Source organism: Plesiomonas shigelloides, assembly GCF_900087055.1.
Taxonomy (GTDB): Bacteria; Pseudomonadota; Gammaproteobacteria; order Enterobacterales; family CAMTGL01; genus Plesiomonas; species Plesiomonas shigelloides.
This window is the reverse complement of sequence record NZ_LT575468.1, coordinates 187,035-211,204: the sequence shown is the minus strand read 5'-3', so window position 1 is coordinate 211,204 and position 24,170 is coordinate 187,035. Positions and strand designations below refer to the sequence as shown.

Below are 24,170 nucleotides of genomic sequence, written 5' to 3'. Positions count from 1 at the left end.
GACATCACGCGTGCAAACAGATCTTACCAGTGATTTCTGGTATCCTTGCTCGGTTGTATTGACGTTGAGGCCCCACCATGTCCGGTTGGAAGCGTATTTATCACAAATTTCTCGATCTGCCGCTGTCATTGCTGGTTAAAAGCAAGCTGATCCCGGCCGATCCGATCCAAGAGCTGCACATCGATCCGGCACGGCCGATCCTGTATGTGCTGCCATACAAATCTGATACTGATTTACTGACCCTGCGCCGCTACTGTCTGGCTCAGCATCTGCCTGATCCTTTAGCACCGCAAACCTTAAACAGCAAGACGCTGCCAAGCTACGTGTTTATCGACGAACGGCCACGGGTGTTCAAAAGCCGCGCACCGAAGCAAGAGTCGATCACCTTATTCCACGACTACCTGAACCTGCACCGCCAAGATCCTGAACTGGATGTACAGATGGTGCCAGTCACCGTGTTGTGGGGCCGTGCGCCAGGCCATGAAGGCCGCATGGAATTACCGCAACTGCGCCTGCTTAACGGGATTCAAAAACTGTTCGCCGTGCTGTGGCTCGGTCGCGACAGCTTCGTGCGTTTTTCTAACTGCGTTTCGCTACGCTACATGGCAGACCAACACGGTACTGACCAAACCATCGCCCAGAAACTGGCGCGGGTGGCGCGGATCCACTTCTCGCGTCAGCGCTTAGCGGCCGCAGGCCCACGTTTGCCGGATCGCAAAGCGCTGTTTAACCAACTGCTGCACTCCAAGGCCATCGAAAAAGCGGTGGCTGACGAAGTCAGCAATAGCAATATCTCACCAGAGAAAGCTAAACAAAAAGCCATCGGCATGATGGAAGAGATCGCCGCCAACTTCTCGTATGAGCTGGTGCGGATTGGCGATCGTTTCCTCGGCTGGCTGTGGAACCGCCTGTATCAGGGCATCAATGTGGAGCATGCCGAGCGAGTCCGTAAGCTGGCGCAAGACGGACACGAGATTGTGTACGTGCCGTGCCACCGCAGCCACATGGACTACCTGCTGCTCTCGTACGTGCTCTATCACCAAGGTTTGGTTCCACCGCACATTGCCGCTGGGATCAACTTGAACTTCTTCCCTGCTGGGCCAATTTTCCGCCGCGGTGGCGCCTTTTTCATTCGCCGCAGTTTCAAAGGCAACAGACTGTATTCTACGGTATTTCGTGAATATATGGCGGAGCTTTTTGCACGCGGTTATTCGGTGGAATACTTTATTGAAGGTGGCCGTTCGCGCACCGGTCGTCTGCTAGAGCCGAAGACCGGTACCTTGAGTATGACCCTGCAAGCCATGCTGCGCGGTTTGCAGCGCCCCATCTCGATCGTGCCGGTGTATATCGGTTACGAGCACGTGATGGAAGTCGGCACCTATGCCAACGAACTGCGCGGAGCAGCCAAGGAAAAAGAGAACCTGCTGCAGGTAATTCGCACCCTGCGCAAACTGCGCAATTTGGGTCAAGGTTATGTGAACTTCGGTGAGCCAATCCCGTTGGTGCCATACCTGAACCAAAACGTGCCGCAGTGGCGTGATGCGATCGATCCGATTGAACCACAACGGCCTCAATGGCTGGCCCCAACGGTGAATGATATCGCCCACCAGATCATGGTGCATATCAACAACGCTGCCGCCGCCAATGCCCTGAACCTGACCGCCACCGCGCTGCTGGCGTCGCGTCAGCGTGCATTGACGCGGGCGCAGCTGTTAGAGCAGCTGGAGTGCTACCAGCAACTGCTGAAAAACGTGCCGTACTCCAGCGAATGTACCGTACCGAATCAGACGCCAGAAGAGATGCTGGCACATGTGATGACGCTGGATAAGCTGCAAGTCGAGCACGACAGCTTAGGTGACATCATGCTGCTGGATCGCAAACAAGCGGTGCTGATGACCTATTATCGCAACAACATTCAGCACATGCTGATGTTGCCAGCCTTGGTAGCCAGTGTGGTGATTTGCCAGCAGCGCGTGACGCGCGAGCGCATTCACAACACTGTCAGCGGCTTGTATCCGCTGATCCAAGCGGAGCTGTTCATGCGCTATGACGCCGCCGAGCTGCCAGCACTGACCGAGCAGATCATTGCCGAGCTGCTGCGCCAGCAACTGATTTGTGCCGATGGCGATGAATTGCTGCTTAACAACGCGCGCATCCGTCCACTGCAACTGCTGGCTGCAGGAGTGCGTGAAGCACTGCAACGCTACGCCATCACGCTGGCACTGCTAAACACTGACCACAACATCAGTCGCGAAGCGCTGGAAAGCGAAAGCCAGCTGATTGCACAGCGTCTGTCAGTACTGCACGGCATCAATGCGCCGGAGTTCTTTGACAAGGCGGTGTTTGCGGCGCTGGTCAACACGCTGCAAACCTTGGGCTGCATCGATAACGAGCAGCAGGTGGTGACCGATAAAGTCGCCGCGCTGCATGCGCTGCTCAGCCCACAGTTATCGCCAGAAGTGCGCCTGACGATCGACAGCGCTGTCAGTGTGCGTCTGAGTACGCCTGCGGCGGAATAAGCTCGCAGGGTGTTGGCCTAGTGTGGCGTGACCGAGTGGCCTAACGAGGCCATGACTCGGCCATCTCGCCACCACAAAAAAGGACGTCCCAAGGGACGTCCTTTTTTATATCGCTCACCGAGCGCTTGCTCTGTTTTTTTAGTTCAAGGCACTCGTCGAAGAGGCAAAGATAACCGACTCAATGCAGCAGATAACTTGAGGCGATGCCGCAAAACAGCACCATCCCCACATAGTTATTATTCAAAAAGGCCTGAAAACAGGCATCGCGCTCGCGCTCTTTAAGCAACTGCTGCTGATAGACAAACAGCGCCGCACAGGCCAACAGTGACCAGTAATACAAGCTGCCCAGCTGACTTAAAACGCCAACCAAGACCAGCAATAACAAGGTCGCCAGCTGCAGCAAGCCGATAATCAACTTATCAAAACGGCCAAACAAGATAGCAGTGGATTTGATGCCAATGCGCAAATCATCATCCCGATCGACCATCGCATATTGGGTGTCGTACGCCACCGTCCAGCAGATGTTCGCCAGCAGCAGCAACCAGCAACTCAGGGGCAGCAGATTCATCTGCGCGGCAAACGCCATCGGAATTGACCAGCCAAATGCCACCCCCAGCACCAGCTGTGGCAGGTGGGTAAACCGCTTCATAAACGGATAGACCGCCGCCAATGCCAGCGCCACCAACGAGAGCACGATGGTCAGGCTATTCAGGGTTAAGACCAAGACAAACGCCAGAGCGACCAGCGCCACAAACAGCCAGCGCGCTTCAGACGGACGCACATCGCCACTCGGTAACGGACGGTTCGCGGTGCGTTTCACATGACCATCAAAGTGACGATCGGCATAATCATTGATGACACAACCGGCAGCGCGCATCACCACCACGCCCAGCACAAACACCAGCAAGACTGGCCAGTTCGGCTGTCCTTGCGCGGCCAGCCATAAAGCCCACAAGGTCGGCCACAGCAGCAATAAGGTGCCGATCGGCCGGTCCATTCGCATCAGACGCCAGTAAGCGCTCAGTTTCTCCCTCAGCATGAGCTTCTCTCCCTTTGATAAACCGGTGCCGACGGTAAGAAAACCTCCGTCACCGATAAATACTGCGGCCCGTGGCACAACGAGGAACGGCGCGCCAACAACGGCGAGCGCGCAGATAACGATAACGCTTGAGCCACCGCCAAAGGCAAGCAGACCCAACTGTGCTGTAATTCCCGGCGCTCAATCCCTGGCGCCCGAAACAGCAACTCGCCAATCGGTGTTTCACCGATCGCCCGCAAATCCATCCCCTGATGCTCAAGCATCGATAATGGGATCAAGGTGCGCGCATAAATCCACGGCTCGCCATCGCCACACAAAATCACTTCCCGCAACCAGAGCGAGCACTCGCCGGGCGGTAAAGGAATCTGCTCGGCGGCCGCTAACTGATCCAGAGTGACGATGCCCTGAAAGCCGATTTTAACCTGCAATTGTTGGCAATGACGGCGTAAATGCTGCGTCATCGATCCGTTATGCAGCACCCAGTCCGCCTGCTGCGGTGTGAGGGCATGCGGATCGGCAGACTGCCATGTTGCCTCTAGCGCATTACCCCGCGCCCAAGGGGAAAAGGTGGTGGCCAGCAAACTCATGATTATCGTCGTGCGTGATTAAGCGGCCTGCCACAAAGACGGCCGTTTTATTTTTCATTATTCTATCAGCTAACGGTACGATTTCCGTTAACAGATGTACACAGATAGGTTACGCCATGTTCAAATCCGCTCAGATTATCCGCGCGTTATGCTTTGCTTTGTTGCTCGGTCCGGCTCTGGTACAAGCCGCTGAAGAGTCGGCGGTGGCGCAGGCCTCTCCCTACCAATATCTGCCACTTGGCGATGATATTGTGACCAACTACCAGACCAACGGTAGCCAACTGGGCTTTTTACGGGTCAGCGTCAGTCTGATGGTGGCCAATCAAGCGGCCAAAGACAAGGTAGCACTGCACGAGCCGCAAATCCGTGATGCGCTGATCTGGATTTTGAGTGCACAGGATGAAAATCAGGTTAAATCGCTGAATCTGCGGGAAGCAACACGCAAAGCCTGTCTAGAGAAGGTCAATGCGCTGCTGCAAAAAGAGCTGGGCGAAAAGCCGGTGCTCGATGTGCTGTTTACCACCTATATCTATCAGTAAGACGTGCTGCGCACGGGTTAGCACTAATAACATCTGCACTCAGTAAAGCGCTGACATAAAAACGGGCGATCGCGCAAAATGCCATCGCCCGTTGGTGTACCCTGTTTGCGCAGTCTTATCGCATGGCACAGGCGTTCTTTTGGACTTCGCCAATGCCTAAGAACAGATAAGAGGCTATGCTTAGAAACTTATGTTTAGAAGCTTATGCTTAGGCGCTTATGCTCAGGCCACCGCAGACAGTTTGCCCTGCTTATCCAGCCACTCGGCCAAGTACGCTTGCTCTTCACCGGTCAGGAACATCCCCAGCTTGGTACGGCGCCACAATATATCTTCTGCCGTCTGCGCCCACTCTTGCGTTTGCAGGTAACGGATCTCGGCCTGATACAGATCATGGCCAAAATGCTGCCCCAACTCTTCCAATGACTCCGCGCCACGCAAAATCTGGCGGCTACGCGCCCCATAGGTGCAAGCATAGCGATACGCCATGTCAGCCGGTAACCACGGATAATCGCGACACAAGGCTTCGCTATACTGACGACGATCCATGCCCATCTCACCACCAGGCAATACACTCTGCGCCGTCCAATCAGGCCCCATCTCTGGGAAGTACGGCTGTAACCGGTGCATCGCCGCTTGTGCCAGCTTACGATAAGTGGTCAGCTTGCCGCCAAACACCGATAGCAACGGCGCTTTGCCCGACCAATCGGCCAATTCCAGCGTGTAATCACGGGTCACTGCTTGCGGTGAATCGGACTCATCATCACACAACGGACGTACACCGGCATAATGCCAGCGCACATCCTCACGGCGCAGTGGCGCGCTGAAATGGCGGTTATAGACCCCGAGCAGGTAGTCGATTTCGCTTTCATCAATCTGCACCGCGCGTGGATCGCCGTGGTATTCCACATCAGTGGTACCAATGATCGAGAATTTATCCAGCCACGGGATCACAAACACAATCCGGTGGTCTTCGTTTTGCAGGATATAAGCCTGTGGGCCGCTATTCACCCGTGGCACCACGATGTGGCTGCCTTTAATCAACCGAATATTGCGCGGGGAGGCCGCCTGCAAGCTGTCATCAAAGAACTGTTTTACCCACGGGCCGGTAGCATTCACCAGTGCACGCGCCCACCACACGCGGCGTTCACCACTGGCGTGCGGACCGCGTTGCTCAGTCTCCACCCGCCACAAGCCATTCTCACGCTTCGCGCTCACAACCGCGGTGCGGGTCAGCACCTGACCGCCTTTTTCCACCACCTGACGGGCATTAGCCACCACCAGACGCGCATCATCCACCCAGCAGTCGGAATATTCAAAACCGCGCCGTAAATCGGGCTGCAAACCATCTTGCGCCGCAAAACGAATACCGCAGCTGCCCGGCAGCGTGGTGCGCTTGCCCAGATGGTCATATAAAAACAGGCCCGCGCGGATCATCCACGCCGGACGCAAATGAGGCTGGTGCGGCAGACGAAAACGCATCGGAAATGCCAGATGCGGAGCCATTTTCAGCAGCACTTCGCGCTCGGCCAGCGCTTCGCCCACCAAACGAAACTCGTAGTGCTCCAGATAGCGCAGGCCGCCATGGATCAACTTAGAGCTGGCTGACGACGTGGCACCGGCCAGATCTGCCGCCTCGCATAACACCACCGATAAGCCGCGTCCTGCTGCATCCGCCGCAATACCGGCGCCATTAATCCCACCGCCGACTACCATCAGATCGTTGATTTCCATTGCACTCATACCACAGCCTCAAATGTTCGTTATCACGCAAAAATGAGTGTATGCGAAAATATCGCGCGCAGCAATAAGATAACAAAAACAAAACAACCGTATAAAGATAAGGGTTTTTCACTGACGGCATTAAACCGCAACTATGCCGCTATCCTCTGCTATGCAGTAACGTCAGGCGGGGCACGATTCAGCAGCGCGGTACCTAGTTATGACGCGTAATTTCGTGACCGCCTATCCAATAAGTGTAATCTGAACAGCGAGATAGCGCACAGCGCGTACAGGGGAATTTATTCTCCAACTTAGCCGCCGAGTTTGATCGTTGGCCATGTGCTTAAGCAATGAGCCTAAGCAATGCACCTAAACGTAGGGAGACTGCGAGTCGCGCAGAAATAAAAAATCCGGCCCGAAGGAGCCGGATTGAGAGAACAGATTAAAAATGTTCGTAAAGGAAAGTGTTCGTTAGCAAAGCACCAGATTCACATCACTGTCATCGAGCACTTTTTTCAGCTGCGGAGGCGGCACTTGATCGGTAAACAGGTAATCGACTTTATCAATTCCGCCCAGATTGACCATCGCACTGCGGCCAAATTTGGAGTGGTCAGTCACCAAGATCACGCAGCGCGAGTTGGCAATAATGGCATTTTTGGTGCGCACTTCGTGATAGTCGAACTCCAGCAGCGAGCCATCCAGATCAATGCCGGAGATCCCCAGAATGCCAAAATCCAAACGGAACTGAGAGATAAAATCGAGCGTCGCTTCGCCGACAATCCCGCCATCACGGTTACGCACTTCACCACCGGCCAAAATCACTTTGAAATCTTCTTTGCCGGTCAGCAATGTCGCGACATTCAGGTTATTGGTGACGATGCGCAGATCGCGGTGATTTAGCAGAGCATGCGCCACCGCTTCAGGGGTGGTACCGATATCAATAAACAAAGTCGCCCCATCGGGGATCAACTCAGCCACCGCTTGCGCAATACGAGATTTTTCCTCTGAACACATCCCTTTGCGGTCATGATAAGCGGTATTCACCGAGCTGGACGGCAACGCCGCACCACCGTGATGGCGGCGGATCACATTGCTGGCCGCCAAATCATTTAAATCGCGACGGATAGTCTGGGGGCTGACAGAAAAGTGCGCCACCAGATCTTCGGTGCTCACATAGCCGTGTTCGCGCACCAACTCCACGATCGCTTCGTGTCTTTGCGTCTGTTTCACCTGCTCTCCTACGCGTTTGTTTGCGTTTATCTTTTTATAAGAAACCGTGCGGTTCTGATTTTAATGTGCACGGCGGTATGCATGGCAATCCCAGAATGCCAGCGCGCAGCCGCTCAGTAATCCGATGATATGCGCCGTATTGGCCACGGATAAGCCGAACAGATTAAACCATCCTAGTACCAGCCAGACCAGCATAAAGGCCACCAGCGGACGCGGAATACTGACGCCGCGCTCCGGCGCGCGCTCGCCACTGACCCACAGGTAACCGACCAGCGCATACACCACGCCTGACAAACCACCAAAGTACACACCGCTGACCCACGCTTGCCCCACGCCCGACAGCAAGGCCGAAAACATGAATAGCTGCACCAACTTACCGGAGCCCAGTTTTTTCTCTAACGGGCCGCCCAGATCCCACCACCACAACAAGTTAAAGCTGATATGCAGCAAGGAAAAATGTAAAAAAGCGTGAGTGAACAAACGCCATAATTGCCAGTATTGCTCCGGTGTGCGGGCAAAGCCGAGCCAGCTAAACACCGTCGGCTCACCTACCAGCCACCCGGCCACGTACACCAACACGCACACCAGCATTATGGCCAGCGTAAAAGGCCCCGCCCCCACTTTCAGCGCCTGCAGATAAGAGAATGCCGGATAGTGAAAGCGGCTAGCGGTGGCGGTATCAGCACGCTGCCAGCTGGCATCTTGATACTGCGGAGCATCCGGATTGTGCAAGAAAGCCGCCAGCTCCTGCTGCGCTAGACTTTCCTGCGCCGGATCGAGCACATACAGAGCATACCCTTCCGGCTCTGGACGCAGCTCAATGCGCACGCCGCGCGTGGCCATATAATCAATGTAAGCCTGCGCCAGACGCGGGTTAGGCAGATGAATTAAAAACAGCATAAAGACGTTCCCGTAACAAACCGGAACGACGTCCGGTTATTCTGGCTGAAGCGGATCGCTCACCACTGGCGCCACTTTACGCCAGGCTTCAAAGCCGCCATTGAGACTGTATACCTCATCAAAGCCCTGATTAACAAGATATTGTGCTGCGCCCTGACTGCTGTTGCCGTGATAACACATCACAATCACCGGCATCGCAAAATCAGTCTGTTGCATAAAAGGTAGCAAGGATTGATTGGTCAGGTGAAATGCCTGTGGCGCATGGGCAGCGGCAAAACTTTGTGGATCGCGAATATCGACCAAAACCGCCTGCTCAGCCTGCAACTTTTGTAGCGCCTGTTCGACCGAAATAAACTGAAATTGCGTCATGCTCACCTCTGTAAACCACCACCGACGGCCAACGTTTGGCCGGAGCAAATAGGATTATCCGCTATCGCCGCATTGTACCGGATTCGGGCTTAGCACCAACCCGATGAACTGTGTGGACTCTCAAGAATGATTACAAGTTTTAACCCTTGTACATGTGAAAAACGCTAATGTAATCACAGCGCTATTGGGTCACTCCCGCTAGCCTGAACACTACGCATTACCCTCGCTACGTAAAGTTACTGTGTAAAACTACTGTTCGTATAATCACAGGCGGCACAGTTCAAGCAGCTTCACGTAGAGCGGGTACCACAGTGGTTTGTTAATCCCAATTATTGGTGACGACCGCGTTGTCGGTCATGTCATCCCTTGCATACGGAGTATCGAGGTGCTTCTATGGAATTCCCCCGTAAGGAACCCTTCCTGCTAGAGCCCGTGCTGTTGTCGTGGATTGCCGGTTATATCGATACCGTCGGTTTTATCGGCTTAAGCGGTCTGTTCACATCCAGTATTATCCAGAGCTTGATCGTCGCCAGCGCCCCATTGGCAACCACCTTGTGGCTGGCCGTCAGCGCAGTAGTTTGCTTTATGCTGGCGATGGCGGTGGTGACCTACAGTTTCACCCGCCAAAATCAGCACAGTATTTTTTATAAAGCGCGCTGGTATATGGCGGAAACCGTATTGCTGTTTTTATTTATGATTTGCGGCCACACTCTCAAGGCCGAGCCGGACAGCGATAATTTCTGGCTCTTGCTGACCAGCTTGCTGGGGGTGACAGCCATGGGGATCCACTGTGCGATTTCGCGCTTGATGCTGCGTCATCGCATTGGTACCGCGACCGCGACTGGGAATTTGATCCAGCTGACCATCCGTCTGACCGAGTTTTTTGCCACCAGCGAGCCTTATTGCGGCCAAAGCCGACGCGAAGAGCAAGCCTTGCTGTGGAGTCTGTTCTGGTCAGTGGTCAGTTTCATTTTGGGGATTACTGTGGCCGCCTATGGCTTTGCCCAAGACCGTTTCTTGTGCCTGATTTTACCGTGTGCCTTGATGCTGTTTTTAAGCTACAAGGAATACACCTTCGCCCACATCAACCGTCACCGTTCAGATACCGATGTGGCGCAGCGTGATTTACCTTAACTGGGATACGGCGCCGAGACATAAAAGCAGATAAAAAACAGACAACAAAGCCGTCGTAATGCGACGGCTTTTTTCTTTCTAAATACGCTGTATCTCTTTGAACCGATAGATATCTCTTCGCGCCGATGGCCTCACGCCCCCAGATAAGCTTCACACACGGCCGGGTTCGCCAGCAATTCCGCGCCAGTGCCGCTGAGTACCACATGCCCATTTTCCAGCACATAACCGCGATCGGATAACTTGAGCGCCTGATTGGCATTTTGCTCTACCAAGAAGATAGTCATCCCTTCGCGGCGCAGCTGCTCGATAATGCTGAAAATCTGCTGGATGATAATCGGTGCCAGACCTAACGAGGGCTCATCGAGCAATAACAGCCGCGGTTTAGCCATCAGCGCACGCCCAATCGCCAACATTTGCTGCTCACCGCCGGACATGGTGCCCGCACGTTGTTCGCGCCGCTCATACAAACGCGGGAACAGCTCGTATACGTGAGCCAAAATCCGCCGGTAATCCTCTTTGGCCGTATAAAAGCCGCCCATCGCCAAATTCTCTTCCACCGTAAGCCGCGCAAATACCCGCCGTCCTTCCGGCACAATCGCCAAGGACGAACGCATGATTTGCGCGGTCGGCCAGCCACTGATATCGGTGCCTTCCAGCAAAATTTGGCCACCACTGGCCGCAGGCTCGCCACAAATTGCGCCCAACAGCGTGGTTTTTCCCGCACCATTGGCGCCAATCAGGCTCACAATCTCGCCTTGATTGATGTGCATACTGATATCGTGCAGGGCTTGGATCTTTCCATAATGGGCACAGACATTACGCAGCTCCAGCATACATCCTCCTTGTGGGGCTTTTTGTTCTTCTTAGCATTCTTCTCGGCGCACTTCTTGGCTCACAGTTTAACCATGTGCACTGCGTGAGGCGCGGTTTTTGCTCTCCTCGCCGCATCATGCTTCCCCCAGATAGGCGCGGATCACATCTGGATGATGCCGGATCTGCGCAGGGGTGCCGCTTGCCAGCGGGGTGCCCTGATTGACCACATAGATGCGATCGGAGATCCCCATCACCAACTTCATGTCGTGCTCAATCAACAAAATCGCCACATCATGGTTCGCGCGCAAATCGAGGATCAAGGCATCCAGCGCTTCGGTCTCTTTCGGGTTTAAACCGGCCGCCGGCTCATCCAGCATCAACACTTTTGGCCGCGTCACCATACAGCGGGCAATCTCCAGCAAACGCTGCTGGCCATAAGCCAGATTACCGGCCATGCGGTTAGCATGCTCCGTCAGGCCGATTTTTTGCAGCCAATATTCAGCCGTGGCCAGCGCCTGCGCTTCCGCCGCGCGAAAGGCACGGGTTTTAAACAGGCCGCCGAATAAACCGGTATGCAGATGACGATGCTGCGCCACCAACAGGTTTTCCACCGCCGTCATCTCTTTAAACAGCCGCACGTGCTGGAAAGTGCGCACCACGCCCAAGCGGGCAATTTGATGCCCCGGCAAATGTTGAATCGGCGTTCCTTGCAGTAAAATCTGCCCACCAGAGGGGCGATAAAAACCGGTCAAACAGTTAAAGATGGTGGTCTTACCGGCCCCGTTTGGGCCGATGACCGAGATAATCTCACCGGGATGCAGCTCCAAGGCCACGCCGTTCACCGCCAGCAGGCCACCAAAGCGCATGCTCAAATCCGTGACTTGTAATAATGCACTCATGCTTGCTCTCCTACTGCGCGCGACGCCGCCTGCGGCTCTTCGGGAGAATCGGGCAGTGACAGATGCGGACGCTGCATCGGCAATAAGCCTTGTGGTCGCCACACCATCATCAGCACCATCATCAATCCAAACAGCAGCATCCGGTACTCATCAAACTGACGCGCTAACTCTGGCAATACGGTCATCACCACCGCAGCCAAAATCACCCCCACTTGGGAGCCCATGCCACCTAACACCACAATCGCCAAAATGATGGCCGACTCGATAAAGGTGAAGGACTCCGGACTGATAAAGCCTTGCCGCGCGGCAAAAAAACTGCCCGCAAAACCGGCAAAGGTGGCACCAATGGTAAAGGCAGTCAGTTTGATAATGGTGGGATTCAGCCCCAGAGAACGGCAAGCAATCTCATCTTCGCGCAGCGCTTCCCACGCCCGCCCCAACGGCATACGCAGTAAGCGATACACCACCAGCAACGTCAGCAACACCAGCAACAGCGCCATCAGATACAAGAAGATCACTTTGCTGTCACCGCTGTAAGGCAAGCCAAAAAACTGATGGAACGTCTCCCAGCCGCCATCTTTTACCGTGCGGTTAAACTCCAAACCGAACAAAGTAGGCTTCGGGATCTGGCCGATCCCATTCGGGCCGCCGGTGATCTCCGTTAAGTTCAGCAGCAAAATCCGGATGATCTCGCCAAAGCCGAGTGTCACAATCGCCAGATAATCACCGCGTAACCGCAGCACCGGAAATCCCAGCAAAAAACCAAACAGTGCCGCCAGCAAACCGGCAATCGGCAAGGCTTCCCAGAAGCTAAAACCCAGATAGCTGTTCAGCAAAGCGTAGCTATAGGCGCCCACCGCGTAAAAACCGACATACCCCAGATCGAGTAAGCCCGCCAATCCCACCACCACGTTCAGGCCTAAGCCCAGCATCACGTAAATCAAGGTTAAAGTGGCGATATCCACGGCGCTACGTGACACCAAAAATGGGAACAGCAGCGCCAGCCCCAACACCAGCAGCAACCAAAAGCGTGAACGTTGCGGATGCCGGCTCAGATCCAGCGCCGGTAACTCCACCACCGGCAGGCGCTGCTTGGCTCGCTGCCAATAGCCGCTCAACCACGGGCGCAGTAACTGCACCACAAAAACCAGCGCCGCACCGAGAAAAATCCAGCGCACTTGCGCCGGCTCCGCGCCACTGACGATCACTTGCCCACCTTCGTTGGTCAGGCGCAGGCCCATCAGCATAAAAGTCAGCACCACTAACATGCCGGCCGATAACAGTGCATGCATGAACGTCCGTTTCATTACACCTTCTCCACTTCAGGCCGCCCTAAAATGCCGCTCGGCATAAACAGCAACACGCTGATCAGTAACGCAAACGCCATCACATCTTTGTATTCGGTGCTGATATAACCGGCGGTCAACGCTTCCACCACGCCGAGCAGCAAACCACCCAGCATGGCGCCCGGAATACTGCCAATGCCGCCCAACACCGCCGCGGTAAAGGCTTTCAGCCCAGCCATAAAGCCGACATACGGGTTGACGACCCCGTAGTAGGTGCCCAGCAGCACACCGGCCACCGCCGCCATCGCCGCGCCAATAACAAAGGTCAGCGCAATCACCTGATTGGTATCGATACCGAGCAAGTTGGTCATCTTGATGTCTTCCGCGCAGGCGCGGCAAGCTCGCCCCATGCGCGAGTGACGGATAAACTGACTGAGGGCTAACATACTGACCAAGGTGACGACCCAGATCAGCACTTGCATGTAACTGAGGGTCATCTGGCCGCTACCACCCAGCTCCCAATTGCCCGGTAGCAGATGCGGGATAGTCAGGCTACGCGAGCCTTGCGCCAGACGGACATAGTTTTGCAGGAAAATCGACATCCCGATAGCCGAAATGAGCGCGATCAAACGTTTGGAATGGCGCACCGGTCGGTAGGCGACCCGCTCGATACTCCAGCCGTAGGCGCTGGTGATCACGATCGCCACCAAGAAGGCGGCGCCAATCAGCAGCACACTGGAGTCAATCCCTAACATCATCAGCAAGCCAATCACCAAAAAAGCGATATAGCTGCCAATCATGTACACCTCACCATGGGCAAAGTTGATCATGCCGATGATGCCGTACACCATGGTGTACCCGATGGCGATCAAGGCATAGGTACTGCCGATGGTCAGGCCGTTCAGCAGCTGTTGTACAAAATAGAAAAATTGCTCGGACATACGACGTTCCTTATCTTTCCGCTCAGTACATGGCCACTCGCCATGCTAAACACCGATCGGTATTGTCGTTTTGCGGAACTTGTTCCCTGTTCGCCGCCGCCCGCCTATACGGGCCGCTGACACGGGCAGTCACCCGCACGGGTGACTGCCAACGGATATCACCCTTTATTTCGCACTAGAGGTGCCGTCTGCGTGCCACTCAAACACCCCGAACTCGAAGCCTTTCAGGTCGCCTTTTTCATCCCACGTCAGCGGGCCCATCACGGTATTCACTGGCGCACTGCGCAGCGCTTTAGCCACCGCTTCAGGCTCTGTGCTACCGGCACGTTTGATGCCTTCACTGATCGCTTGCATCGCAGCATAGGTCGTCCACACGAACGGGCCGGTGCTGTCCCACTTCTTGGCCTTCAGCGCGTCAACAATCGGCTGGTTCGCTGGGTCTTGGTCGTATTTCTTCGGCAACGTTACCAGCAACCCTTCGGAAGCCGGGCCGGCAATGCTGGAGATCTCCTTGTTACCCACCCCTTCTGGACCCATAAAGCGCGCTTTCAGACCTGCCGCTTGCGCTTGGCGCAGTAACAGCCCCAGCTCTGGGTGGTAACCGCCGTAGTAAACAAAATCGACATTTTGCTGCTTGAGTTTGGCCAGCAAGGCAGAGAAATCTTTGTCGCCAGAGGTCACACCTTCAAAGGCCACAACCGGGATCCCCGCGCCTTCCAGCCCTTTTTTCACGCTGGTGGCAATGCCTTCGCCATACTGCTGTTTGTCGTGGATCACCGCCACGCGCTGCGGTTTAACCTGGTTGATGATGTATTTGGCAGCGGTTGGACCTTGGTCAGAATCCAGACCAATGGTGCGCAGCACCAGATCATAGCCTTGCGCCGTGATCTCCGGGCTGGTAGAGGCCGGCGTGACCATCAGTACTCCTTCATCCTGATACACATCAGACGCCGGTTGGGTCGAGGCCGAGCACAGGTGTCCGATGACAAACTTCACGCCGTCATTCACCACTTTGTTGGCTACCGCGACCGCTTGCTTAGGATCACAGGCATCGTCATATTCCACCGCGACAATCTTGTCGCCGTTGATCCCACCGGTCTGATTGAGCAATTCGGCGGCGATCCGGCCTCCGGTAAATTGCATATCACCGTACTGGGCTACTGGACCGGAAATCGGACCGGCAATCCCGATTTTGACTTCTCCGGCCATGCTGGCAGCTGAGTACAGGGCCAGGGCACTGCTGAGCGCGATAAACCCAGCGGTTTTATTCCATTTATTGATTACCATGATGATTCCTGCCTGTAATTATTCTAAGGACTTCCTGTTCTTCTGCGATGACAGGCCGATAACGCACGGCATACGTAAAATCACAGCCCGACACACAACCTTTTAACATCACTGTGAGTTGCGATACAAGCGCATTTATTCGCCACTCAACCCCAGAACCTGCAGCATAAGATTTCGTTTTGTCTGTAGCGCAAGCAAAAATCCAGATGTTTTCTCCACGCTCAAAAAACAAACACTCGTTTCATTTCAGGAAAATCCAACCAATCAGGACATTTATCGGCACAGAAAAAGTGTCGACAACCGAGGTTTATTTTTTCCCTGATCACGCGGGGAACCGAATTGCATAGCCAGCTGACGCGAGCCAGTCACATATTTCAGACTTTTTGTGGCACGCGGCATAAGCCGCAGCAATAAGTAACCTTTTATTTACAATGTGTGGCATATTTTTTACAGCTGATCCCCCAGCCGCTCTGGAGTACACTGGCGCACGATAACTGCCCAGTAGGCAACGGCTCAGTCACTGACAGGATGTAAGAGATGAAACTGACAATTGAACGGCTGGCGCAGCCGAGCGCCGCAGAGATGGCCGATTTACTGAAAATTTGGCCACAACAAAGTGCCACCCAGCTGCAGCAGCGCTTGGCCAATGCCGAGATTTTGCTGGTGGCGCGTTTTAACGATCATCTACTGGCCGGATTGTGGGTCACCCGCGATGGTCATCGCGGTCAGATCCAGCAATTACAGGTGCGCCCAGTCACCCGCCGCCGTGGCGTGGGGCGCTATCTGCTGGAGCAAACGCCGCTGTTAGTGCCGGAAATCAGCGTGTGGGAAATGGATGTGCGTACCGCCGAAGCCCCTACCGAGCTGACGGCGTTTTTGCATGCCTGCGGATGGCAAGCCCGTGATGCCAACAGCTGGTGTCCGATGACGGCTTAACTAGCCATCGTGATGATGGGATTGGCGCGATAAAACAGCGTGCTCGCGATTAACTGAGCCCGTCCAACCGACAGCAAAAAGCCGGCAATCTGCCGGCTTTTTCTATTCAGGTCGCGCAGTGACTCTACGCACGATATTAAACGCGGGATATTAAACTTCGATCGCCCCTTTGAGTTTTTTCAGGGCGTTTTTTTCCAGTTGGCGCACGCGCTCGGCAGACACTTGATAGTGATCCGCCAGCTCCTGCAAGGTCGCTTTCGGTTCATCTAACCAACGTGCTCGAATAATGTGCTGGCTACGCTCATCCAGCAGACTCATCGCATCGGCCAGTTTGTCGGCGGCGTGAGATTCCCAGTTATCTTCTTCGATCCCGTTGGCAAAATCTGACGATTTATCTTCCAAATAGAGTACCGGTGCCTGCGGTGTCTCGCGGCTTTCATCTTCCGGCCCTAAATCGAACGCCATATCCTGCGCCGCCATGCGCGATTCCATTTCACGCACATCTTCCGCCGTAACCCCAAGTTCACGGGCCACCATGTCGACTTCATCAAAATTGAACCAGCCGAGGCGTTGCTTAGTTTTACGCAGGTTAAAGAACAGCTTACGCTGTGCTTTGGTGGTGGCGACTTTCACGATGCGCCAGTTACGCAGCACATATTCGTGAATTTCAGCTTTGATCCAGTGCACAGCAAAGGAGACCAACCGAACCCCGACCTCAGGGTTAAAGCGGCGCACGGCTTTCATCAGGCCGATGTTGCCTTCCTGAATCAAATCCGCCTGCGGCAGACCGTAACCGGCATAATTGCGGGCTACGTGAATAACGAAGCGCAGGTGCGACAGGATCAACTTTTTCGCGGCCTGAATATCACCATGATAATGCAGCCGCTCGGCCAGCTCCTTCTCTTCCTCTGCACTCAGCATTGGAAAAGCGTTGGCGTTCCGGATGTAACTTTCCAGACTGCCTTGCGGAACCAGGGTCATGGATTGCATATCTTGTGTCATTAAGTCCTCTCGTTGAGATCGGTATTACAGGTATTGCTAGGCGGACTGCCGCTAAGGGCAAAGTCCTCAAACAGTCGGATATGAACCTAAACCTACGGCAATCAGACTGCCTAAAAACGCGGCCGATAGGACAGACATGCTGTGGCTATCGACCGTCAGTAATGTAGCGCACTTTACCCAGAGGGCAAAGGGTGAATCTTAACCAAGTGTATCTGTCACCGATACGCTTTTGTTGCGCTGCCAGCGTGATGCTGGCCGCAAAACAGACCTTTTATTGGACTGTGCAATCGCTTACGAGTTCCCAAAGGCGAAACAGTTTTTTTACTTAGGCGCAAACTCGCGTAAATGGCGCACGGTCGCTAACCATGCGGCGCACCAGCCAATCATGCCCGAGACAATCAGCAGCAACAGCACCTCTTCCAGCCCCGGCCCGCGCAGGGTAAAGCTGGTGCCAAACACCTGCATCACTTTGTCGACCTGCAACTGCAAGCGCCAGATGATAATGCTGTCCAGCAGCCACGCCAGCAGCCCACCGGCCAACCCGAGTAGTGCGCCACCGTATAAAAACGGACGCAGAATAAAGCCATCAGTCGCCCCAATCAGCTTCATCACTTCAATACTGTCGCGGCGATTGAAAATATTCAGACGCACACTGTTACCGATGATTAAAAATACCGCGCACAGCATCAACGTGGCCATCCACAGCGCCGCTTGTGCCACCAGCTCGGTCAAAGCAGTCAAGCGATCCAGCCAGGTGTTATCCAATTTGGCTTCACTGACCCCTTGTTGCGCCGCCAGCTTATCGCGCAAGGTGCTCAAGCCCGGCTCGCTGGCAAACTCGCCTTGTGGCCGAATGATGGCGACGGCCGGTAGCGGGTTGTCATTGAGCATATCCAGTGCGTCACTAAAACCAGACCACTGACGAAACTCATTGAGGCTATCGGCGCGTGATAAATAGGTCAGCTTGCTGGCACCCGGCAATTGACGCAGCTGATCGGCCACCGCTTGCGCTTGTGGATCGGTCAGCGTCTTTTGCAGGTACACGGTAATTTCCGGCTCCGGATACCACTGGTCAGCGGCTAACGAGGCATTTTTCCAGCCTAGGTAACACACTCCGGGTAAGGTCAGCGCAATGGCGATCACCAGAACCGTCAGAAACGTCGCCACCGGCTGCAGCAGTAAATCTTGCAGACAGTTGTGCCACGCATGTCGCCACTGTTCGCGCAAACTGCCACGACTGCGGGTTGGACGCGGATCTGAGCTTTTCTTCAGTGCTGCTTTAGCCACGAGGTGTCTCCTTCAGTCGTCCCTGTTCCAAGGTCAGCAGGCGATACGGCTTGCTGGCGATCAGCTGGGTATCGTGGGTAGCCATCAACACCGTCACACCGACCCGGTTGAACTCTTCAAACAGCCGCAAAATGCTGGCCGACAAGGCGTCGTCCAAATTACCGGTTGGTTCGTCGGCCAGCAGCAGCGCTGGCTTGTTCACCACGGCGCGGGCAATCCCCACCCGCTGCTGCTCGCCGCCCGAGAGCTGGATCGGCAGGCAGCGCGCTTTATCCAGCAGCCCGACTTTATCCAGCGCCGCAGACACGCGACGCTTAATCTCATCGGCACTGTTGCCGGTGATCACCAGCGGTAAGGCCACGTTTTCGTAGATGGTACGATCCATCAGCAGACGGTGATCTTGGAAGATCATGCCGATATGACGGCGCAAGAACGGCACCTCACGGTGTTTGAGGTGCGAAATTTCATGGCCGTCAAACCAGATCTGGCCGTCGCTTGGCCGTTCGATCCCGCAGATCAGCTTGAGCAGGGTACTTTTCCCCGCCCCGGAATGTCCGGTTAAAAATGCCATCTCGCCGGGTTGCAGGTGAAACGAGACCCCCTGCAATGCCTGACGGCCGCCAAGATAGGCTTTACTGACCTGCTGGAAACGGATCATCCTTTACTCCTCCCGGGCAAACAGTGCCTCGATAAAGTCTTTGGCATGGAACGGACGCAAATCTTCGATGCCTTCACCCACCCCGATATAACGGATTGGGATGCCAAACTGATCGGCAATCGCAAAGATCACGCCGCCTTTGGCTGTGCCGTCCAGTTTGGTCAGGGTGATACCGGTTAAGCCAACCGCTTCTTGGAACAACTTGGCTTGGCTAATCGCGTTCTGACCGGTACCGGCATCCAGCGTCAGCATGATTTCATGCGGCGCATTCTCATCAATCTTCTTCATCACCCGGACGATCTTCTTCAACTCTTCCATCAGGTGACTCTTATTCTGCAAACGGCCGGCGGTATCAGCGATCAGTACATCCACGCCACGCGCTTTGGCCGCCTGAATGGCGTCATAGATAACCGAAGCAGAATCAGCGCCGGTATGCTGAGCAATCACTGGGATCTTGTTGCGCTGGCCCCACACTTGCAGCTGCTCAACTGCCGCAGCACGGAAGGTATCCCCAGCCGCCAACATCACCGATTTGCCTTCCGACTGGAACTGACGCGCCAGCTTACCGATGGTGGTGGTTTTACCCACACCGTTCACGCCCACCATCAGGATCACGTACGGCGTGTGGCCTTCCACCTGCAACGGCGCTTCGACCGGCGTCAGAATGTCGGACATCTCTTCTTTCAGCAGCCCGTACAGAGCTTCCGCGTCACGCAGCTGCTTGCGGCTGGCATGCTGGGTCAGATTACCGATAATTTTCGAGGTGGTGCTCACCCCAACATCGGCAATCAGCAGTTGCTCTTCCAGCTCTTCAAACAGGTCATCATCAATTTTCTTGCCTCGGAACAGGCCAAAGAAGCCGGTGCCGATATTCTGTTTGGTTTTCAGCAGGCTACGCTTCAAGCGCGCAAAGAAGCCCTCTTTGGTTGGCTTTTCTTGCTCTTGCGGCTGCTCTTCTGCTTCTGCTTCTGCTTCTGCTTCTGCTTCTGCTTCTGCTTCTGCTTCTGCTTCTGCTTCTGCTTCTGCTTCTGCTTCTGCTTCTGCTTCTGCTTCTTCAGTGTGTGCCGGCGCGACCACGGCCACAACCGGCGGAATTTCGGGCTCTGGCTCTGGCTCTGGCTCTGGCTCTGGCTCTGGCTCTGGCTCTGGCTCTGGCTCTGGCTCTGGCTCTGGCTCTGGCTCTGGCTCTGGCTCTGGCTCTGGCTCTGGCTCTGGCTCTGGCTCTGCAGGCAGAGTAGCGCTCTCAATCACAGGAGCAACCGGCTCGCTCACGGGCTCACTGACCATTTCTGGCGCCTGAGTGACAACCGGTTCACTCACCTCAGCCGCCAGCGGCGCTGGCGTAGTGTCGACTTTCGGCTCGGAGTGAGGTTGTTCAGGCTGTTCAGGCTGTTCAGGCTGTTCAGGCTGTTCAGGCTGTTCAGGCTGTTCAGGCTGTTCAGGCTGTTCAGGCTGTTCAGGCTGTTCAGGCTGTTCAGGCTGTTCAGGCTGTTCAGGCTGTTCAGGCTGTTCAGGCTGTTCAGGCTGTTCAGGCTGTTCAGGCTGTTCAGTAACAGGCATAACCTCCGCTGGCTCGCTGTCAACTGACGCCGGCGCGTTAGCCGCGCTTTCTGCAACCACCGCGGCGGCCACAGACGAATCAGCCGACGACTGCGCAGGGGCCTGAGCTTGATGCTCTTCGACTGGCGAGGTCACGGCCTCGGTTGGGGAAGCAGACGTATCCGCAGTGGCCTGTTCGTCGACAGACTCCGGCTCTTTATTACGGCCCAATCCCAGCCACGACCAAAATCCACGTTTCTTTTCTTTAGTCATTTCGCAATACGACCCTGCGCAATTAGAATGTAATCTTGAATGAACCCCGTAGTTTACCACTTTCCTGGCGGTCAAAAAATTGTATGGCTAGACGATCTCCGACAACAGCAAAAAATCCTACCGGTCAAATCCGGATTATCAGCGGACAGTGGCGTGGACGCAAACTGCCCGTCCCAGACAGTCCGGGCCTGCGCCCAACCACCGACAGGGTACGGGAAACCGTCTTTAACTGGCTGGCGCCGGTGCTGCATGGGGCGCGCTGCCTCGATTGCTTTACCGGTAGCGGAGCGCTGGGGTTAGAAGCGCTGTCCCGCTATGCCAGTGAAGTCATTATGCTGGAATATGAGCGCAATGTAGCCGAACAGCTGCGAAAAAACGTGCAATTGTTGAAATCCGAGCAAGCCAAGGTGATTCAGACCGACAGTCTGCAGTATCTGGCTCAACCGGGGCAGCCGTTTGATGTGGTGTTCATCGATCCACCTTTTCGCCGCGGCATGCTGCACGATTGCTGTCGCCTGTTAGAGCAAAATAATTGGCTCAGCGCAGGGGCTTATATCTATGTCGAGGCCGAATTAGAGGCCGGCGACCTGCCCGTGCCGCACAACTGGCGCTTACACCGCGAGAAAACTGCCGGCCAAGTGGCCTATCGCTTGTATATTCGTGGCACGGAAGAGGCGCCTGCGGAGGCTGACGATGTGGCTTAATCTCGGGCGCGCCTTGATGCTGGTGGTGTGGGGGCTGCTACTGACTAATCTGGTACACCCGCTGTCACCGAAAACCCTGAGCGCTCTGCTGTATCTGCTGCTGGGGCTGACCTTGGTGATGCATACGCTGCAATTGCTGTTGGCGCGCACCCTGCTGGGCAAAAGCCGTCCGCTGGGACGCGCGGGCAGTCTGCGCGTGATGCTGTTTGGGGTGCTGGAGCTGATCCCACTGCGTCGCCGTTTGGAGCAAGATGCTAGCCAAGCGCAGCGCCTTCTGACGCAACGCTACCGCGCCAGCAACAATAGCCGAGCACCATAGTAAGACAGTTTAGCAAACAAGCGCAGAGCCAAAGCTAAGCATCAGCGAGAATGGCTGGGATGGATGACGCCGTAGGGCGTCATCCTGCAATCGACTCTATCTCGAATCACTTAGAGCCGGATAACGTACCTTGTCAGCGCGGCCTTAGCGGTTCACACCCGGCAGCGGCAAGTGGAAATAGCGCGCAATGCCATCGAGGAACATTTGGGTGGAGATCATCACCAAGATCAGCCCCATCAGACGCTCCATCGCATCCAAGCCTTTAGTTCCCAGCCAGCGATTCAGCACTTCTGACGACAGCAAAATCAGCACGCTCAAGCCCCACGACAGCAACAGCGCCAGCACCAAGGTCATGTTTTCCCCCGGATGCTGCTTTGCCAGCAGCAGCAAAGCCGCCAATACTGACGGTCCAGCTACCAGCGGGATCGCCAACGGCACCAAAAACGGCTCTTCACCCGGCTTTAATCCGGTCACGCCACCGGGCTTAGGGAAAATCATGCGGATCGCAATCAAGAACAGAATAATACCACCGGAAATCGACACGGTTTCTTCGCGGACATTCAGGAATGACAGCAGGTGATCGCCAGCAAACAAGAACAGCATCATCACCAGCAACGCAATCAGCAGCTCGCGCAACAAGACAAAACGTCTACGTTTTGGCTCCAAATGCCGCAATACCGACATAAATACCGGTAAATTTCCCAAAGGATCCATAATCAGAAACAACAGCACCGCTGCTGACATCATTTCCATCGTGCCTTTTCCTGCCTGTTGGCCGAGTAGTCAAACGGCAAGTATACCCAGTGGCCGTGGTAAAGCTCCATATGCAAGGGGCAGCGCGCGTGGCTTTAACCGGTCATTTATGGCTTAAATGCACATTTTCCCAGCAATAAATAGCGGATAAATCCCACTTTCTTTGTGTTATTAATTGAAAGCGGTAAAAAGCCGCCTTCAGGGGTTGCACCGGCTTATGCAATCGGTAAGGTGAAAGAGGTGCTCCGGCAATACGGCCGGCACATTTTCGGACTTTCACTCACTCAGCTTAGGATGATCGCGTGATGAAAAATGTAGGACTCGTTGGATGGCGTGGCATGGTCGGCTCCGTGCTGATGCAGCGCATGCAGGAAGAACAGGATTTCGCTCTGATTAACCCGGTGTTTTTCACCACCTCGCAAGCCGGTCAAGCGGCGCCGATGGTCGGCGGGAAAACGGGCGTGCTGCAAGATGCCTATGATCTGGATGCCCTGCGGGCGCTGGACATTATTATCACCTGCCAAGGCGGTGATTACACCAACGAGATCTACCCGAAATTACGCGCCAGCGGCTGGCAGGGGTACTGGATTGATGCGGCCTCTAGCCTGCGCATGCAAGACGAAGCCATCATCATTCTCGACCCAGTCAACCAGCAAGTGATCCAACGCGGTCTGGAGCAAGGCATCAAGACCTTTGTCGGCGGTAACTGCACCGTGAGTTTGATGCTGATGGCGCTCGGCGGCCTGTTTGCTGAAGATCTGGTGGAGTGGGTGTCGGTGGCCACCTATCAAGCCGCCTCTGGCGGTGGTGCGCGCCACATGCGTGAGCTGCTGACCCAAATGGGCATGCTGCAACAGACCGTAGCCAGCGAACTGGCCGATCCGGCCTCCGCCATTTTGGATATCGAACGTAAAGTTACCGCCAAAACCCGTGATGGCAGTCTGCCGGTGGATAACTTTGGCGTGCCGCTAGCAGGCAGTTTGATCCCGTGGATCGACAAACAACTGGATAACGGCCAGAGCCGTGAAGAGTGGAAAGGTCAGGCGGAAACCAACAAGATTTTGGGCATCGACGGCCAACCAATTCCGGTCGATGGCCTGTGTGTGCGTGTTGGCGCGCTGCGCTGCCACAGCCAAGCCTTCACCTTGAAGCTCAAGCGTGACGTCAGCCTAACCAGCATCGAACAGCTGCTGGCGACCCACAATGATTGGGTCAAAGTGATCCCGAACCAGCGCGAAATCACCATGCAAGAGCTGACGCCAGCCCGCGTGACCGGCACTCTGTCGGTACCGGTAGGCCGTCTGCGTAAGCTGAATATGGGGCCTGATTATCTGTCGGCCTTCACCGTGGGTGACCAGCTGCTGTGGGGCGCGGCCGAGCCGCTACGCCGCATGCTGCGTCTGCTGCTAAGCGCCTAAGCGCGGCCACAGTCATCGC

Annotated in this window: 23 protein-coding genes; 7 read left to right on the top strand and 16 right to left on the bottom strand. The window is 55.1% G+C overall.

The window, feature by feature from the left end:
• Window positions 1-77: 77 nt before the first annotated feature.
• Entirely contained in the window at window positions 78-2,519 is a 2,442-nt protein-coding gene (plsB, locus tag NCTC9997_RS00895; RefSeq protein WP_064977096.1) for a glycerol-3-phosphate 1-O-acyltransferase PlsB, read from the top strand.
• Window positions 2,520-2,697: 178 nt separating this feature from the next.
• Here the strand turns inward: plsB and ubiA are convergent, their stop codons facing one another.
• A complete protein-coding gene (ubiA, locus tag NCTC9997_RS00890; RefSeq protein WP_010862815.1) occupies window positions 2,698-3,558 on the bottom strand; it encodes a 4-hydroxybenzoate octaprenyltransferase in 861 nt (286 codons plus the stop codon).
• Window positions 3,552-4,145, bottom strand: a complete 594-nt coding sequence (locus NCTC9997_RS00885; protein ID WP_064977095.1) for a chorismate--pyruvate lyase family protein — start codon at window positions 4,143-4,145, stop codon at window positions 3,552-3,554. Before NCTC9997_RS00885 ends, ubiA begins: the two co-directional genes overlap by 7 nt.
• 116 nt (window positions 4,146-4,261) lie before the next feature.
• Between NCTC9997_RS00885 and NCTC9997_RS00880 the strand changes: the two genes are divergently transcribed.
• The gene (locus NCTC9997_RS00880; RefSeq protein ID WP_010862817.1) at window positions 4,262-4,684 is read left to right on the top strand and encodes a flagellar basal body-associated FliL family protein; all 423 of its coding nucleotides are present in this window, start codon (window positions 4,262-4,264) and stop codon (window positions 4,682-4,684) included.
• A gap of 222 nt (window positions 4,685-4,906) precedes the next feature.
• Here the strand turns inward: NCTC9997_RS00880 and glpD are convergent, their stop codons facing one another.
• The 4 genes from glpD to glpE all read right to left on the bottom strand — a co-directional run bounded on the left by glpD (window position 4,907) and on the right by glpE (window position 8,902).
• Window positions 4,907-6,415, bottom strand: a complete 1,509-nt coding sequence (glpD, locus tag NCTC9997_RS00875) for a glycerol-3-phosphate dehydrogenase (protein ID WP_064977094.1) — start codon at window positions 6,413-6,415, stop codon at window positions 4,907-4,909.
• A 459-nt stretch (window positions 6,416-6,874) separates the two neighbouring features.
• Window positions 6,875-7,633, bottom strand: coding sequence for a DeoR/GlpR family transcriptional regulator (locus NCTC9997_RS00870; protein WP_010862819.1), 759 nt, complete (start codon window positions 7,631-7,633; stop codon window positions 6,875-6,877).
• A gap of 60 nt (window positions 7,634-7,693) precedes the next feature.
• Entirely contained in the window at window positions 7,694-8,533 is an 840-nt protein-coding gene (gene glpG / locus NCTC9997_RS00865; RefSeq protein ID WP_039045962.1) for a rhomboid family intramembrane serine protease GlpG, read from the bottom strand.
• Window positions 8,534-8,569: 36 nt separating this feature from the next.
• Window positions 8,570-8,902, bottom strand: a complete 333-nt coding sequence (glpE, locus tag NCTC9997_RS00860; protein ID WP_010862821.1) for a thiosulfate sulfurtransferase GlpE — start codon at window positions 8,900-8,902, stop codon at window positions 8,570-8,572.
• Between the two features lie 393 nt (window positions 8,903-9,295).
• Between glpE and NCTC9997_RS00855 the strand changes: the two genes are divergently transcribed.
• The gene (locus NCTC9997_RS00855; RefSeq protein WP_039045961.1) at window positions 9,296-10,036 is read left to right on the top strand and encodes a YoaK family protein; all 741 of its coding nucleotides are present in this window, start codon (window positions 9,296-9,298) and stop codon (window positions 10,034-10,036) included.
• 131 nt (window positions 10,037-10,167) lie between these two features.
• Here NCTC9997_RS00855 and NCTC9997_RS00850 read toward each other — a convergent pair whose 3' ends face one another.
• The 5 genes from NCTC9997_RS00850 to NCTC9997_RS00830 form a co-directional block, all read right to left on the bottom strand.
• Window positions 10,168-10,869, bottom strand: coding sequence for an ATP-binding cassette domain-containing protein (locus NCTC9997_RS00850; protein WP_039045960.1), 702 nt, complete (start codon window positions 10,867-10,869; stop codon window positions 10,168-10,170).
• A 114-nt stretch (window positions 10,870-10,983) separates the two neighbouring features.
• Entirely contained in the window at window positions 10,984-11,748 is a 765-nt protein-coding gene (gene livG / locus NCTC9997_RS00845; protein ID WP_064977093.1) for a high-affinity branched-chain amino acid ABC transporter ATP-binding protein LivG, read from the bottom strand.
• A complete protein-coding gene (locus tag NCTC9997_RS00840; RefSeq protein WP_047707147.1) occupies window positions 11,745-13,055 on the bottom strand; it encodes a high-affinity branched-chain amino acid ABC transporter permease LivM in 1,311 nt (436 codons plus the stop codon). Before NCTC9997_RS00840 ends, livG begins: the two co-directional genes overlap by 4 nt.
• Entirely contained in the window at window positions 13,055-13,975 is a 921-nt protein-coding gene (gene livH / locus NCTC9997_RS00835; protein WP_039045958.1) for a high-affinity branched-chain amino acid ABC transporter permease LivH, read from the bottom strand. Before livH ends, NCTC9997_RS00840 begins: the two co-directional genes overlap by 1 nt.
• 165 nt (window positions 13,976-14,140) lie before the next feature.
• Entirely contained in the window at window positions 14,141-15,262 is a 1,122-nt protein-coding gene (locus NCTC9997_RS00830) for a branched-chain amino acid ABC transporter substrate-binding protein (protein WP_152135401.1), read from the bottom strand.
• 537 nt (window positions 15,263-15,799) lie between these two features.
• Here NCTC9997_RS00830 and panM point away from each other — a divergent pair.
• Window positions 15,800-16,198 (top strand): aspartate 1-decarboxylase autocleavage activator PanM, encoded by a 399-nt coding sequence (gene panM, locus NCTC9997_RS00825; RefSeq protein ID WP_039045957.1) that lies wholly within the window; start codon window positions 15,800-15,802, stop codon window positions 16,196-16,198.
• A 150-nt stretch (window positions 16,199-16,348) separates the two neighbouring features.
• Here the strand turns inward: panM and rpoH are convergent, their stop codons facing one another.
• The 4 genes from rpoH to ftsY all read right to left on the bottom strand — a co-directional run bounded on the left by rpoH (window position 16,349) and on the right by ftsY (window position 20,705).
• Window positions 16,349-17,200: an RNA polymerase sigma factor RpoH gene (gene rpoH, locus NCTC9997_RS00820; RefSeq protein WP_039045956.1), complete on the bottom strand. Its 852-nt coding sequence runs from the start codon at window positions 17,198-17,200 to the stop codon at window positions 16,349-16,351.
• A 321-nt stretch (window positions 17,201-17,521) separates the two neighbouring features.
• Window positions 17,522-18,487, bottom strand: coding sequence for a permease-like cell division protein FtsX (gene ftsX, locus NCTC9997_RS00815; protein WP_225624445.1), 966 nt, complete (start codon window positions 18,485-18,487; stop codon window positions 17,522-17,524).
• On the bottom strand, window positions 18,480-19,145 hold the full coding sequence (gene ftsE, locus NCTC9997_RS00810; RefSeq protein WP_010862831.1) for a cell division ATP-binding protein FtsE: 666 nt from the start codon (window positions 19,143-19,145) through the stop codon (window positions 18,480-18,482). The genes ftsX and ftsE overlap by 8 nt, the downstream gene beginning before the upstream one ends.
• A gap of 3 nt (window positions 19,146-19,148) precedes the next feature.
• The gene (gene ftsY / locus NCTC9997_RS00805; protein ID WP_413463048.1) at window positions 19,149-20,705 is read right to left on the bottom strand and encodes a signal recognition particle-docking protein FtsY; all 1,557 of its coding nucleotides are present in this window, start codon (window positions 20,703-20,705) and stop codon (window positions 19,149-19,151) included.
• A gap of 335 nt (window positions 20,706-21,040) precedes the next feature.
• Between ftsY and rsmD the strand changes: the two genes are divergently transcribed.
• Entirely contained in the window at window positions 21,041-21,661 is a 621-nt protein-coding gene (rsmD, locus tag NCTC9997_RS00800) for a 16S rRNA (guanine(966)-N(2))-methyltransferase (protein ID WP_036768684.1), read from the top strand.
• Window positions 21,651-21,980 carry a DUF1145 domain-containing protein gene (locus tag NCTC9997_RS00795; RefSeq protein ID WP_082935440.1) on the top strand — a complete coding sequence of 110 codons (330 nt, stop codon included), beginning with the start codon at window positions 21,651-21,653 and terminating at the stop codon, window positions 21,978-21,980. The genes rsmD and NCTC9997_RS00795 overlap by 11 nt, the downstream gene beginning before the upstream one ends.
• Before the next feature lie 144 nt (window positions 21,981-22,124).
• Here NCTC9997_RS00795 and NCTC9997_RS00790 read toward each other — a convergent pair whose 3' ends face one another.
• Complete coding sequence (locus tag NCTC9997_RS00790; RefSeq protein WP_010862836.1) at window positions 22,125-22,733, bottom strand: YhgN family NAAT transporter; 609 nt, start codon at window positions 22,731-22,733, stop codon at window positions 22,125-22,127.
• Window positions 22,734-23,038: 305 nt separating this feature from the next.
• On the opposite strand from NCTC9997_RS00790, the gene asd reads away from it, so the two are divergent.
• Window positions 23,039-24,151 (top strand): aspartate-semialdehyde dehydrogenase, encoded by a 1,113-nt coding sequence (asd, locus tag NCTC9997_RS00785; RefSeq protein WP_047709146.1) that lies wholly within the window; start codon window positions 23,039-23,041, stop codon window positions 24,149-24,151.
• The last annotated feature ends 19 nt before the right edge of the window (window positions 24,152-24,170 follow it).

Coding starts and splice junctions, on each gene's coding strand:
- plsB (WP_064977096.1), top strand. CDS start 78: ATGTCCGGTTGGAAGCGTATTTATCACAAATTTCTCGATCTGCCGCTG.
- ubiA (WP_010862815.1), bottom strand. CDS start 3,558: ATGCTGAGGGAGAAACTGAGCGCTTACTGGCGTCTGATGCGAATGGAC.
- NCTC9997_RS00885 (WP_064977095.1), bottom strand. CDS start 4,145: ATGAGTTTGCTGGCCACCACCTTTTCCCCTTGGGCGCGGGGTAATGCG.
- NCTC9997_RS00880 (WP_010862817.1), top strand. CDS start 4,262: ATGTTCAAATCCGCTCAGATTATCCGCGCGTTATGCTTTGCTTTGTTG.
- glpD (WP_064977094.1), bottom strand. CDS start 6,415: ATGGAAATCAACGATCTGATGGTAGTCGGCGGTGGGATTAATGGCGCC.
- glpG (WP_039045962.1), bottom strand. CDS start 8,533: ATGCTGTTTTTAATTCATCTGCCTAACCCGCGTCTGGCGCAGGCTTAC.
- glpE (WP_010862821.1), bottom strand. CDS start 8,902: ATGACGCAATTTCAGTTTATTTCGGTCGAACAGGCGCTACAAAAGTTG.
- NCTC9997_RS00855 (WP_039045961.1), top strand. CDS start 9,296: ATGGAATTCCCCCGTAAGGAACCCTTCCTGCTAGAGCCCGTGCTGTTG.
- NCTC9997_RS00850 (WP_039045960.1), bottom strand. CDS start 10,869: ATGCTGGAGCTGCGTAATGTCTGTGCCCATTATGGAAAGATCCAAGCC.
- livG (WP_064977093.1), bottom strand. CDS start 11,748: ATGAGTGCATTATTACAAGTCACGGATTTGAGCATGCGCTTTGGTGGC.
- NCTC9997_RS00840 (WP_047707147.1), bottom strand. CDS start 13,055: ATGAAACGGACGTTCATGCATGCACTGTTATCGGCCGGCATGTTAGTG.
- livH (WP_039045958.1), bottom strand. CDS start 13,975: ATGTCCGAGCAATTTTTCTATTTTGTACAACAGCTGCTGAACGGCCTG.
- NCTC9997_RS00830 (WP_152135401.1), bottom strand. CDS start 15,262: ATGGTAATCAATAAATGGAATAAAACCGCTGGGTTTATCGCGCTCAGC.
- panM (WP_039045957.1), top strand. CDS start 15,800: ATGAAACTGACAATTGAACGGCTGGCGCAGCCGAGCGCCGCAGAGATG.
- rpoH (WP_039045956.1), bottom strand. CDS start 17,200: ATGACACAAGATATGCAATCCATGACCCTGGTTCCGCAAGGCAGTCTG.
- ftsE (WP_010862831.1), bottom strand. CDS start 19,145: ATGATCCGTTTCCAGCAGGTCAGTAAAGCCTATCTTGGCGGCCGTCAG.
- ftsY (WP_413463048.1), bottom strand. CDS start 20,705: ATGCCTGTTACTGAACAGCCTGAACAGCCTGAACAGCCTGAACAGCCT.
- rsmD (WP_036768684.1), top strand. CDS start 21,041: ATGGCTAGACGATCTCCGACAACAGCAAAAAATCCTACCGGTCAAATC.
- NCTC9997_RS00795 (WP_082935440.1), top strand. CDS start 21,651: ATGTGGCTTAATCTCGGGCGCGCCTTGATGCTGGTGGTGTGGGGGCTG.
- NCTC9997_RS00790 (WP_010862836.1), bottom strand. CDS start 22,733: ATGGAAATGATGTCAGCAGCGGTGCTGTTGTTTCTGATTATGGATCCT.
- asd (WP_047709146.1), top strand. CDS start 23,039: ATGAAAAATGTAGGACTCGTTGGATGGCGTGGCATGGTCGGCTCCGTG.